This is a genomic window from Selenomonas ruminantium subsp. ruminantium ATCC 12561 (assembly GCF_000424065.1).
GTDB lineage: Bacteria > Bacillota > Negativicutes > Selenomonadales > Selenomonadaceae > Selenomonas_A > Selenomonas_A ruminantium.
This window is the reverse complement of sequence record NZ_AUJE01000015.1, coordinates 1-12,476: the sequence shown is the minus strand read 5'-3', so window position 1 is coordinate 12,476 and position 12,476 is coordinate 1. Positions and strand designations below refer to the sequence as shown.

Genomic DNA, 12,476 nt, shown 5'->3' with positions numbered 1-12,476 from the left:
CTAGGTAAATAAAGCAAGTAAACGAAAAAATTTGGAGGGAATAACTTTTGGACATTGTGCCGATACTATTGCAGTTAGTACTGGTCGCGTTTTTAATCTTTATGAACGGCTTTTTTGTGGCGGCAGAGTTTGCCTGCGTGAAAATCCGTTCCTCCCGGCTGGAAACCCTGATTGCGGAGGGCAGCCGGCGGGCGGTTTATGCCAAGCGGCTCACCGACCATCTGGATGCGTCTCTGTCGGTCACGCAGTTGGGCATAACACTGGCGTCGCTGGGTCTGGGCTGGGTCGGTGAACCCGTGGTGGCGCAGCTTATTTTACCTGTGACGCACTTAGTTGGTCTTGATGATATGGTTGGACATACCTTGTCGCTGGTGCTGGCGTTTTCCATCATCACGGCGGGACATATCGTGCTGGGCGAGCTTACGCCGAAGACCATGGCTATTCAGAATGTGGAAAAAATCATGCTTTCGGTGGCCCTGCCCATGCTGATTTTTCATAGAATCATGTATCCCTTTGTCTGGCTCTTAAATCATGTCGCCAACTGGGTGACGGCGCGCATGGGCTTTAAGGCCGCCAGTGAAAGCGAGTCGGCCCATACCGAAGAAGAAATCCGCCTGCTCATGGAGGAAAGCCATCGGCAGGGGCTGATTGACGATACCGAAGCAGACTTTGTGGACAATGTCTTTGACTTCACGGAACTCAACGTGCGGGAAATCATGACGCCCCGCACGGATATGGTGGTCATTTATCTCGAAGACAGTTGGCAGGACAATATGGATGTCATTCTCTCGGAGCAAATGACCCGTTATCCCATCTGCAAAGAGGATAAAGACCATATTATCGGTTTCCTCCATGTAAAAGACCTCATGAAGGCTATGGCCAGCGGCAAGCGTCCCAATTTTCGCAAGCTGGCACGCAAGGCGCTGGTGGTGCCGGAGAGCATGGATGTCAACGTTCTGTTGAAGACCATGCAGGGCAGCCACAGCCAGATGGCCATTGTGGTGGACGAGTACGGCGGTACAGCAGGTATGGTCACGATTGAGGATATCATGGAAGAAATCGTCGGTGATATTCAGGACGAATTTGACGAGGAACGGCCTACGGCAGAAGCGCGGGGAAACAATGTTTACTCGGTGGATGCCAAGATGCTGTTGGAAGAACTCGAAGATATATTGGAACTCACCATTGAAGATGAAGATGTGGACAGCGTAGGGGGCTGGCTCTATGACCAGATTGGCAGCGAGCCGAAAGTCGGCCAGATGGCCGCGGCACAGGGCAACCTTTTCTACGTGGAAGAAGTGGACGGAGCACGGATTACCCGTGTTTTAATAAAATTAGCTCATGAACTCACAGAGGAACATGAGGAAATCGTTTAATTATCTATATTTATTATGGGAGATAAAGAGGTGACGGTGTGATGAAAAATTTTCGTGCACTACTGGGGTTGATGTTGATTGCCATGACTATGCTGTGTTTTAGCGGTTGTGGCGGCGGTGGAAGTGCTTCAAGCACGGTGTTTTACTTGAGCCATCAGGATGGAAATGGATTTACGGATATGATCCGGAAATCTTTTGCCAACAAAGCCCAGGCTGCGGGGATTCCTGTGGAATTCCGGGATGCCAAGGGCGATGTCAGCTTGCAGATTGACCAGATGAAGGAAGCAATTGAGGCTAAGCCCGGTGCCATTGTGCTGCTAGCGGTGGATGCTACGGCGCTGGTGCCCATGGTGGAGAAGGCCAATGAGGCCGGTATTCCCATTATTATTACCAATCGTGGCCTGAACGGCGGCAAATTCTTTTCCTGCATGACGGATGAGAAGCAGGCTGGAAGAATGCAGGGCGAATACATGGCCAAGAATCTGCCGCCCAATGCCAAGGTGGTCTATCTCGAAGGCGAAACGGGATTTGATGCCAGCGTAAAGCGCTGGGAAGGTTTTAAGGAGGCCTGCCTGGACAAGCGCCCGGATGTGCAGCTTCTGGCCAGCAAATCGGCTAATTGGCGCACAGCAGATGCCCTCAAAGACGTAGCTCTCTGGCTAAAGCTGTTCCCGCAGATTGACGGCGTGGTTGCAGCAAATGATGGCATGGCTGTTGGTGCCGTGCAGGCTCTTAAAGATGCAGGCCGCTTGAATGGCTGTCTGGTATCCGGCGTTGATGCGGTGGATGATGCCCTGAAGCTTATCGCTAGTGGGGAAATGAGCCAGACGGTCAAGCAGGATGCGGATGCTTTGGCAGAGGGTGCCTTTAAGCTCACCGACGCCTGTCTGAAGGGGACGACTCCCACGGAGAACATCACTGTGGACTTTACCCCCATTACCAAGGAAAACATAGCGCAGTTCCGCAAATAAGGGAAGGGGGATACAGTCATGGAAAATTTGAGTGTAAGAACCAAGATACTGCTGCTTTCTGCGATTATGCTGATTATCACCTGTGTGGTGGCAGCAGTAGGGATTTATTCCAATCACAAGTCCAAACAGTCCTTGGATGATATGTATAATTACAACCTGATGACCACCCAGTACCTCAATGATGCCAACAATCATCTGCGGGGCATTGATGTGGATGTGGCTTACCTCTTGCAGCAGGATTTCTCTGCCGACAGCCGCAAGATCATCCTGGCGGACATCAGCGGGCGATTGGACTCCATCAAGGGGGACATTGAAAAGGTCAAGGAAATCGATAAAAGCCCTCGGGCGCAGGAAACAATCGCCAGCCTGGAAAAGAACCTCGTGACGGTAGCCTCCAAGGTCAAGGACTGCGAATCGCTGGGCAATACCCAGGAGGATAAGGTAAAGCTTTTTGAAAACCTCTCCGCCACCGGTGTTATTGCCACGGATATGGCGGTGCTGACCCCGGATAATGTATTGCAGGGCAAGGTGCTCTTTGAGGAAAACAACGCCAATTACGATTTGACCATCAAGATTTTCCTGGGCATTATTCTGGCAGGCCTGCTGGTGGGGATTGCCGTGGGCTTCCTGATTGCCCGGAACATCGCCGCACCGCTCTCGGCTTCCATCGAACAGCTCAACGCTGTTGCCGATGGGGATTTGACCCAGGATATCCCGCAGCAACTGGCTGCCCGTCAGGATGAAGTGGGCATGATGGTGCAGGCTTTGGCCAAAATGCAGAAATCCTTGCGCACTGTGCTGAAAAATGTCCATGACGAGGCGGAAAACAGCGCCAACATGGTTACGGATGTTCAGGCTTTGGTCGGCAACCTCAATGAAAGCACGCAGGATATGTCGGCGGTAACCGAGGAAATGGCTGCCGGCATGGAAGAAACCGCTGCCTCCACCGTGAGCATGCAGAACCTTTCTGATCATCTCCGCGATAAGATTCATGCTACAGCTAAGGCTGCTGCCGATAGCGAGGGCTATACGGTGGAAATCGCCAAGCGGGCAAGTTCTCTAAAGGCAACCATGGAAAAATCCAGCAAAGAAGCAGAACAGATGTATGAAGGTACGAAAAAATCCCTCGAAGAAGCCATCGAATCCGTTAAGGTTGTTGATAACATCAATAACCTCACGCAGGATATTACGGAAATCGCCGAACAGACCAATTTGCTAGCGCTCAATGCTGCTATCGAAGCGGCCAGAGCTGGCGATGCCGGCCGCGGCTTTGCTGTAGTTGCTGACGAGGTTAGAAAACTGGCCGAACAGTCCCATGACACCGCCGAAAAGATTAAGGAGCTGACCGGCAAGGTGACCGGCTCGGTACAGAACCTCTCTGATGGTGCTTTTGACCTGCTGACATTCATGGATGAAAAGGTCGGCAAGGATTACGAACTCATCAATGAAACGGCTATCCGCTATCAGGAGGATGCCGATTATGTGAATGATTTTGCCCAAAAGAGCAACACGGCATCGCAGGAACTTATCCGCGCCGTGGAAACCATGAACCAGTCCATGGAAGAAATCGCCAAGGCCACTCATGAAGGGGCTGTGGGCAACACCACCGTGGCCGAAAAGGTTACCGATGTGGCGCAGAAAGCCAACGATATTTTAGATAAGATGAACGCATCTATGGAAGGTGCGGAAAACCTTAAAAAACAAGTAGCGAAATTTAAGGTATAGCAGGAAATTCAATACCGGCTGACGAATAAGTTAGCCGGTATTTTTTATCTTGCTTTTATAGGATAAATACTTATGGTATTCTCATATTGTAATATTGTATACAAATAGTGTATAATAATCCTATGACTTTGACTTGAAATGTAAACTTAGAGACGGCGAAGTTGTGTTTTGTCATGGCTACGCAGACGATGGGGAGGGCTTGATTTGATGATGAATGGAGCTCAGGCGGTATTGGAAAGCCTGAAAAAGGAAGGCGTAGATGTGGTGTTCGGCTATCCTGGAGGAGCGGTGCTGACACTGTATGATGCGGTTTACAAGATGAAATTTCCGCATATATTGACCCGGCATGAGCAGGGGGCCATTCATGCGGCGGACGGTTATGCGCGGGCTACAGGGAAAGTCGGAGTTGTCTTTGCCACTTCCGGGCCGGGGGCAACGAACCTCATTACAGGCATTGCCACGGCGTGCACGGATTCGGTGCCGCTGGTCTGCATCACAGGGCAGGTGGCCAATCCCTATATTGGCAAGGATTCTTTCCAGGAAGCCGATATTTTCGGTATCACGACGCCGATTACCAAGCACAACTATCTGGTCAAAGATGTAAAAGAACTGCCGCGTGTGCTTAAAGAGGCGTTCTTTATCGCCCGTACGGGACGCAAGGGGCCGGTAGTCATTGATGTAGCCAAAGATGTCTTTGACGCCAAAATCGACTATAAATATCCAGAAAAGGTAAACCTGCGCGGTTATTCCGGTGTCTATGATGGTCATGAAGAGGAAATTGCGGCAGTAGTGGAGGCCGTACGCAAGGCTGAACGCCCGCTGATTTTTGCCGGTGGCGGTATCATCAGTTCCGATATGGCGGCCGAGGTGCAGAAGCTGGCGCAGGTTTTAGGCGTGCCGGTGACTTCAACGCTTTTGGGCTTGGGCTCCGTGCCAGCTGATACCGAGGGATTTTTGGGCTTTGCGGGGATGCATGGCAGTTATGCATCCAATATGGCCATTCAGAAATGCGACCTGTTGCTGTGCATCGGCATGCGCTTCAGCGACCGCGTGACCGGCAGGGTGGATGGTTTTGCGCCCAAGGCGAAAATCGTTCACTTTGAGCTTGACCGGGCGGAAATCAACAAGAATGTTACGGCTGACTTGAAGGTATTGGGGGATTTGCGTTGGACACTGCCCCGCTTTAATGAGCAGCTGGCGGCGGTTGGAGAATCCTTTGCCGAAAAGTTCAAGGGCTGGAAGGAAGAAGTCCTCAAAATGCATAAGGAGCACCCCTTCAGCTTCGTGGAACAAGGCGATGCGATTAAGCCGGGAGCACTTATTCGGAAAGTCAGCGAGCTTTCCGATAAGGATACCATTGCGGTCACGGATGTGGGGCAGCATCAGATGTGGGCGGCGCAGTTCTTTGATGTGTTCAAGCCCCGTCATTTCCTGACTTCCGGCGGTCAGGGCACCATGGGCTACGGTCTGCCTGCAGCTATGGGGGCTAAGATAGGTGCACCAAAGAGCAAAGTCGTACTCTTTACCGGTGATGGCAGTATTATGATGAACTGTCAGGAATTTGCCACCATTGCGGACAACAATATCGACGTGAAGGTGGTCATTGTCCATAACTGCATCTTAGGCATGGTGGGCCAGTGGCAGCGTCTGTTCTACAATCATCATTATTCCCAGTCGGAACTCAAGGGCAAGACGGATTTTGTGAAACTGGCGGAAGCCATGGGGCTTAAAGGCTACCGTCTGACCAAGAAGGAAGAACTCGATACGGTATTGCCGCAAATCATGGCCGAAGAAGGCCCTGCCCTTATCGATGTGCTGATTCCGGAGGAGGAAGATGTCCTGCCGATGGTTCCGGGCGGCAAGCGGCTTGACCAGATGGTACTGGGAGGTAAAAAATGATGAAAAAATATTTACTCGCGGTTCTCGTAGACAATAAACCTGGTGTTCTGACCCATGTATCGGGGCTGATCAGCCGCCGGGCCTTCAATATCGAAAGCATTTCCGCTGGTTACACCGAAGAGCCGGATGTGACCCGCATCAATATCGTGGTGTCGGTGGAATCGAAAAATGAGCTGGACCAGGTGGTTACGCAGCTGGGCAAGCTCATTGACGTCATCAAAATCGTCAACCTGTCCGAGGTGGATTCCATTGAGCGGGAACTCGTGATGATTAAAGTTCGGGCGGATAAGAGCAACCGTGCCGAGCTTATCGATATCGTCAATATCTTCCGCGCCAGTATCGTGGATGTGAGCCAGGAAAATGTCGTTATCGAACTTACGGGTCAACAGAGCAAGATTGACGGCATTATCGAAGTCCTTTCCGAATACGAAATCATCGAAATTGCCCGTACGGGCGCCATCGCCCTTTCTCGTGGGCCGGTGCCGGTTAAGCAGATGTAAATAGCATTTAATAATAAAACATAAAAAATTCCTGTAAATATTTATAAAAATATTTACAGGAATTTTTTGGTTTTCTATTACTTTGGCGAACAAAAAACGATTTTTATGCTATTTATAGCGAAAATAATATAAAAAAATAAGAAAAACTATTGACTTGTTTTAGATATGTAATTATAATGACATTTGTAAATATAAAAATTATATAAATAAATGGCCAAATATTTATATAGTCCGCTTGACGTTTATCGGGGAGGTAATGGATAATGAAGAAGTCAGGAATATTACACGCCCAGTTATCCGGCTGTGTAGCTGCCCTCGGCCATAAGGATTTATTTATGGTCGGGGATGCGGGAATGCCCATCCCTCCGGGAGTCACGGTGATTGATTTAGCTGTGACCAAAGGGGTGCCCACATTCCGTCAGGTTATGGATGCGCTGCTTTCAGAAGCCGCTGTGGAAGGCTGCTATCTGGCAGAGGAAATCCACGAACATAACCCGGAGCTGCACAAGTACATCAAGGAAAAGCTGGGGAATATCGAATATGAATATATGCCCCATGATGACTTGAAGAAGCTGTCGCAAAAGGTTCGCTTCGCTATTCGTACCGGCGAGTTCACGCCATATCCCAATGTCATCCTGCGGGCAGGAGTTGTCTTTTAATAGGAGTTGACAAAGCGTGAAGGTTAATATCAAGAAGATTAGCGAACTGTCCGGTTTTTCTCCCGCAACCGTGTCCAATGCCCTCAATAACAAGAAGGGCGTAAATCACGATACGGCCATGCAGATTTTGGCCATTGCCAAAGAGTGCGGCTATATCACGGAGAACAAAATCAAAAGCATCAAGCTGGTGATTTATCACGATTCGGGTAAGATTTTGTCGGACGCCCCGTTCTTTAATAATCTTCTGGAAAGCGTCACGGCTGCCTGCCGCGAAAATGGCATGGAGGCGAAACTGGTAAACATCTATCGCCATGATGATGATTACGAGCAGCAGGTGGAACGGCTTTTGGAAGACCCTTCGGCAGCTATCCTGCTGGTGGGGACCGAGCTTAATGAAAATGACGCGAAGATCTTTGCGCAGACGGATATTCCGTTGGTGCTTCTGGATTGCAATTTTGCCGACCTGCCCTTCCACGCGGTATTGATGGAAAATCGTCATTCCGTGTCGCGGGCGGTGTCTTATCTGGCTTCTTTGGGCCATGAGAAAATCGGCTATCTGCAGGGGGATGTAAGCTCTCCCAATGGCGATGAACGCTATGAAGGCTATGAACAGGGGATGGCCAAGCATAATCTCTCTGTGGAGAAAAAGTATTTATTTAGCCTGCCGGTATCCATTACCGGGGCCTACGAATATTTTGACGGGCTTATTGCTAAAGGCGTGGAACTGCCTACAGCCTTTGTGGCTTACAACGACATGGTGGCGTTAGGGGTAATGCAGGCCTTGCAGAAGCATCATATTCGGGTTCCGGAGGATGTGTCGGTAATCGGTTTTGATGATATTGAGTTCAGTGCGGTATTTGCGCCGGGGCTTACGACCATTAAGGTGCATACAAAGGAACTCGGTGAGTTGGCCGTGCAGAAGCTTCTGCAGCTGGCCAAGAATCCCGGCAGCATCCATACGAAAACGCAGATGTACACGGACTTTGTGGTTCGTGGTAGTACGGCGGCGCCTGCCGCTGGCTAATGAAAATTTTAGGAGGTATACCAATGCTCTTTGGTAATCGCAACGATATTGTACAGTATGACAATGGTTATATCAGCAAGATTCCGGTATTTCAGTTTATTCTCCTTTCCTGTCTGGTGCCTCTGTGGGCGGCGGCAGCCAGCTTAAATGATGTGCTCATCACGCAGTTTAAGAGCGTGTTTGCCTTGAGCGACTTTGCCAGTGCTTTGGTGCAGAGTGCGTTTTACAGCGGTTATTTTCTGATTTCGATTCCGGCCTCCATGGTCATTCGCAATACGACCTATAAGACGGCGATTCTCTGCGGTCTGGGCTTCTACATTGCCGGCTGCAGCCTGTTCTTCCCCGCTTCGCATATGGCAACGTATACGATGTTCCTCGTGGCCATCTTTGCCATTGCTATCGGCTTGGGCTTCCTGGAAACCTCGGTCAATACGTATAGCACAATGCTTGGCCCGCAGGAAACGGCTACGCTGCGCTTGAACATCAGCCAGACCTTCCAGCCGATTGGTTCCATTGCCGGCATTCTTTTAGGCAAATACCTCATCTTCCAGGAAGGCGAATCCATGGCTGCACAGCTGGCCAGCATGGATGCCGTGCAGGCAGCTGCCTATAAAATGGAAATGCTGCAGCATACGTTGGAACCCTATCATATCATGATTTACATTCTCCTCGGTATCTTTGTGCTGTTTGCGGTTACGGCCTATCCGAAATGCAAGGTTAAGAGTGCTTCGACAGAAGGTGTGCCCAGCATTGGCAAGACGCTTTCTTATCTGGCAGGCAATGGCCGCTTCAAACGCGGTATTGTGGCACAGTTCCTCTATGTGGGCATGCAGGTGGCTGTCTGGTCCTTTACGATTCGTCTGGCTCTGCATCTGGACCCGTCCATCAATGAACGTGCTGCCGCCAATTACATGGTCGTAAGCTTTATCTTCTTCTTTATCGGCAAATTTGTGGCTAACTTCTTGATGACGAAATTCTCGGCCAACAAGGTTCTGGCTCTCTATGCTGCTATCGGTGTGCTGGATATCTTCGTGGTGGCCTTTGCTCCGGGCATGGCAGCTCTCTATGGTGCAGTCTTTGCCAGCTTCCTCTTTGGCCCCTGCTGGGCAACGATTTATGCCCGCACGCTGGATGCTGTGGAAAAGAAATACACGGAAACGGCTGGCGCCATCATCGTGATGTCCATTATCGGCGGCGCTTTCGTGCCGGCTCTGCAGGGGTATGTATCCGATATCACGGGTTCCATGCAGCTGTCCTTCATCGTTAATGTCGTATGCTTTGCCTTTATCGCTTGGTACTTCCATAAGGAAGCCCGCTTAGAAGAAGGGGAGGAAATGAAACTTGCAGACTGTAATGGCTGATGCCTTTCGTAAATATGGCCGTGTGCTTCCCTTGGATTTGCAGGATTTTAGCAATTGCATAGGGGAGCGGAAGCCTGTGGCACAAGGTCAGGTGGAATATGAACCATCGGTACCGGAGTTTGAGCAGCTGCCTGTATTTTCCCGTTTGCGGGATGAGGTCTTTGGCGGAATGCCGGTGGAACTGGGGCATTGCAGCGGCTGGAATAACAAGCTCAACGGCTTGGAATATCACCGTTCTTCGGAAGTGGATATGGCCGCTACGGATTTGATTTTGCTGCTGGGCTGTCAGCAGGATATTGACTGGAAAAATTTCACCTATGATACCGCTAAGGTGGAGGCCTTCCTTGTGCCCGCAGGTACGGCGGTGGAGCTTTATGCCACCACCCTGCACTTTGCGCCCTGCAGCGTTTCCGGCAAGGAGTTCCGCATGGGCGTGGCGCTGCCCCGTGGCACGAATGAACCGCTGGACGTTGTGCTGGAGAAAAACGGGGAGAATCAACTTCTCCTGCAGCGGAATAAATGGCTGCTGGCGCATAAGGACAGCGGCCTTGATAAGGACGGTGCCTGGATAGGCCTCGTGGGAGAAAACATAGAAATAAGGTAATTGTGAGGGATTTTCATGGATAAGGTATTGGTTGTCGGCAGTTTGAATATGGATTTTGCGGTTTATATGGACAGAAGACCGCAGGCTGGGGAAACCGTGATGGCACGCAGCATGAAGCTTGTACCCGGCGGCAAGGGGGCTAATCAGGCTTATGCGCTGGGCAAACTCGGGGCCAATACCGCCATGATTGGTGCTGTCGGCACGGATACCTTTGGCCAGCAGATGCTTAGAAATCTGGAACAGGTTTCCGTAAACACAGACGGCATCAAAAAAATTGCCGGTGTGGAAACCGGCAAGGCCTTCATTGAAATCGAAAACAGTGGGCAGAACAGCATCAGCGTAATTGCCGGTGCCAATGCGGCTGTGGACGAAAAAATGGTGCTGGAGCAGGAAGAACGCTTTTCGCAGACAGATGCGGTAGTCATGCAGCTTGAAATTCCTGTGCCTGCTGTGATTGCTGCCGCTAAACTAGCGAAGGCGCATGGCAAAACCGTCGTGCTTGACCCGGCGCCGGCACGCAAGGATTTGCCGGATGAACTTTGGGCACAGGTGGACATCACCAAGCCCAATGAAACGGAACTGGCGCTGCTCACGGGCCTGCCCACGGGAACGGAAGAAGAAGTGGTCACGGCTGCGCAGGCGCTGATTGCCAAAGGCGTAAAACATGTGCTGGTCACTTTGGGCGGGGACGGTACTTTGCTCGTAAGTGCAGAGCAGGTTGAAAAATTCCCCGCATACAAGGTCAAGGCTGTGGATACCACGGCGGCCGGCGACTGCTTCCTGGCAGCCTTTATGAGCCGGTTTACCGGTGAGAACTTTGCCGAAGCCATCGACTTTGGTGCCAAAGCCTCCGCGATTGCCGTAACCCGTCAGGGGGCACAGACTTCGATTCCCACGGTGGAAGAAGTACAGAATTTCCAATAAGGATAAGATTTACAGGCTGGAAAAGTTAAACTGCAAGCAGGCAGTGGGCTTTTTCAGCTTTTTTTTGCAATTTTTTTTCAGGGAAGTTGCTGTAGCAACCTCAAAGTATTCTGAATAATGATATAATGGGGCCAAAGTCGAGAGGAGGGGAGCGGCAGTGGATTGGAAAGCATTTTTTACCAAACATACCCTGGGCTGTCTGGCGGGCGGATTCGCGATTGGTCTGGTGGTTTGTGCCATCGGAGCGGGCATGATGTCTTTTTCCGGGTCGGTGGCGTTTTGTGGATCCTGCCATGCGATGAAGGGTGAAGCAGCATCCTTTGCCAAGTCAACGCATAGCAAACAGGATTGTGTGGAATGTCATCTTCCCCATGACAATATGGCCATCTATATGATTGAGAAGGGCCGTACGGGCATGGTGGATACCTATCATGCGGTACTGCGCGACTATCCGGCGCGGATTGATTTGTCTGCGGGTGGAGAAAAGACTGTGAATGGCAACTGCCTGCGCTGCCATGAACAGACCATGAGCGGCGTGCATATGGCCGTGGGCGTGGACAAGGACACCGGAGCGGACTGTTTGAAATGTCACAGCCGCATAGCTCATGGAAGCAACCATCTCGAAGGGGGGATAAAAGTTGAGTAAGCTGCAAAAGATTCTAGCAGGGATTGTGGCCGTCTGTGCGCTGTTCTTCGGCTTCGTGGTGGTGCGTCTGGGTGCAGCGCCCAATGATGACAGCGTAAAATTGGCCAAGATATCCCATGAAAATTATGCCCATGTGGGCAAAGAAGCCTATAAAGAGGCTTATCCGTTGGAATACAATTCCTATATGAAAAACAATCAGGGCGGGGAAAGCCCCACCGGTTACGGCGGCAGCGACCCGGGAAAATCCTATATCGAAATGCAGCCGGAAATCAAGGAGAATTTCAAAGGCTATAAATTCTCGGTGCAGTATGATGTGGCCCGCGGGCATACCTGGGCCGGTGTGGACCAGCTGAATTCTCAGCGCATCCCCCCGCAGAAGGGCAACTGCATTGTCTGCAAGGGTTCCTGGATGTATGACAAATGGTATAAGGAAAGCGGCTGGGATTTTGCCAGCCTGCCCTTTGAACCGCTCCCCGTCAAGAGGACAATAAAAAATTATAAGATTTCTTAGGCCGGTAGATTCGTCTGCCGGTCTTTTTATGCGGCTAAATACAAGGTGTGTTTCTCTATCGGTGTTAGGATTCCGAGATTACGTTGCACACGCTTGTAGTTGTAATACTGAATGTAGTTTTCAATCGAATCTATTAGATTCTGTTTGCTGGTAAATCGTTTGCCGTAGTACATCTCTCGCTTTAGGATGCCCCAGAATCCTTCCATAGGCCCGTTGTCAATGCAGTGGGCTACACGGGACATACTTTGGGTCATTCCCTGTTTTTCCAATTTGTGA

The 12,476-nt window shown here is 50.6% G+C and carries 13 protein-coding genes; 12 read left to right on the top strand and 1 reads right to left on the bottom strand.

Going from position 1 to position 12,476, the window contains the following annotated elements; genetic code table 11:
• Positions 1 to 47: 47 nt before the first annotated feature.
• The 12 genes from G598_RS0107045 (at position 48) to G598_RS0106990 (ending at position 12,200) form a co-directional block, all read left to right on the top strand.
• Entirely contained in the window at positions 48 to 1,376 is a 1,329-nt protein-coding gene (locus tag G598_RS0107045; RefSeq protein WP_026766363.1) for a hemolysin family protein, read from the top strand.
• Between the two features lie 41 nt (positions 1,377 to 1,417).
• Entirely contained in the window at positions 1,418 to 2,347 is a 930-nt protein-coding gene (locus G598_RS0107040; RefSeq protein ID WP_037363502.1) for a sugar ABC transporter substrate-binding protein, read from the top strand.
• A gap of 18 nt (positions 2,348 to 2,365) precedes the next feature.
• Complete coding sequence (locus G598_RS0107035) at positions 2,366 to 4,072, top strand: methyl-accepting chemotaxis protein (protein WP_026766361.1); 1,707 nt, start codon at positions 2,366 to 2,368, stop codon at positions 4,070 to 4,072.
• A 207-nt stretch (positions 4,073 to 4,279) separates the two neighbouring features.
• Positions 4,280 to 5,971, top strand: a complete 1,692-nt coding sequence (ilvB, locus tag G598_RS0107030; RefSeq protein ID WP_037363501.1) for a biosynthetic-type acetolactate synthase large subunit — start codon at positions 4,280 to 4,282, stop codon at positions 5,969 to 5,971.
• The gene (gene ilvN, locus G598_RS0107025; protein ID WP_026766359.1) at positions 5,971 to 6,471 is read left to right on the top strand and encodes an acetolactate synthase small subunit; all 501 of its coding nucleotides are present in this window, start codon (positions 5,971 to 5,973) and stop codon (positions 6,469 to 6,471) included. The genes ilvB and ilvN overlap by 1 nt, the downstream gene beginning before the upstream one ends.
• Before the next feature lie 263 nt (positions 6,472 to 6,734).
• Positions 6,735 to 7,130: a D-ribose pyranase gene (rbsD, locus tag G598_RS0107020; RefSeq protein WP_026766358.1), complete on the top strand. Its 396-nt coding sequence runs from the start codon at positions 6,735 to 6,737 to the stop codon at positions 7,128 to 7,130.
• Between the two features lie 16 nt (positions 7,131 to 7,146).
• Positions 7,147 to 8,154 (top strand): LacI family DNA-binding transcriptional regulator, encoded by a 1,008-nt coding sequence (locus G598_RS0107015; RefSeq protein WP_026766357.1) that lies wholly within the window; start codon positions 7,147 to 7,149, stop codon positions 8,152 to 8,154.
• A 23-nt stretch (positions 8,155 to 8,177) separates the two neighbouring features.
• Positions 8,178 to 9,515, top strand: a complete 1,338-nt coding sequence (gene fucP, locus G598_RS0107010; RefSeq protein ID WP_026766356.1) for an L-fucose:H+ symporter permease — start codon at positions 8,178 to 8,180, stop codon at positions 9,513 to 9,515.
• On the top strand, positions 9,496 to 10,119 hold the full coding sequence (locus G598_RS0107005; protein ID WP_026766355.1) for a DUF4867 family protein: 624 nt from the start codon (positions 9,496 to 9,498) through the stop codon (positions 10,117 to 10,119). Before fucP ends, G598_RS0107005 begins: the two co-directional genes overlap by 20 nt.
• A gap of 15 nt (positions 10,120 to 10,134) precedes the next feature.
• A complete protein-coding gene (rbsK, locus tag G598_RS0107000; protein ID WP_026766354.1) occupies positions 10,135 to 11,043 on the top strand; it encodes a ribokinase in 909 nt (302 codons plus the stop codon).
• Between the two features lie 157 nt (positions 11,044 to 11,200).
• A complete protein-coding gene (locus G598_RS0106995; RefSeq protein WP_026766353.1) occupies positions 11,201 to 11,689 on the top strand; it encodes a cytochrome c3 family protein in 489 nt (162 codons plus the stop codon).
• Positions 11,682 to 12,200, top strand: coding sequence for an ammonia-forming cytochrome c nitrite reductase subunit c552 (locus tag G598_RS0106990; protein ID WP_026766352.1), 519 nt, complete (start codon positions 11,682 to 11,684; stop codon positions 12,198 to 12,200). Before G598_RS0106995 ends, G598_RS0106990 begins: the two co-directional genes overlap by 8 nt.
• Positions 12,201 to 12,226: 26 nt before the next feature.
• Here G598_RS0106990 and G598_RS0106985 read toward each other — a convergent pair.
• Positions 12,227 to 12,476, bottom strand: a 250-nt coding sequence (locus tag G598_RS0106985; RefSeq protein WP_157833229.1) for an IS3 family transposase, incomplete at its 5' end; no start/stop codon positions are given.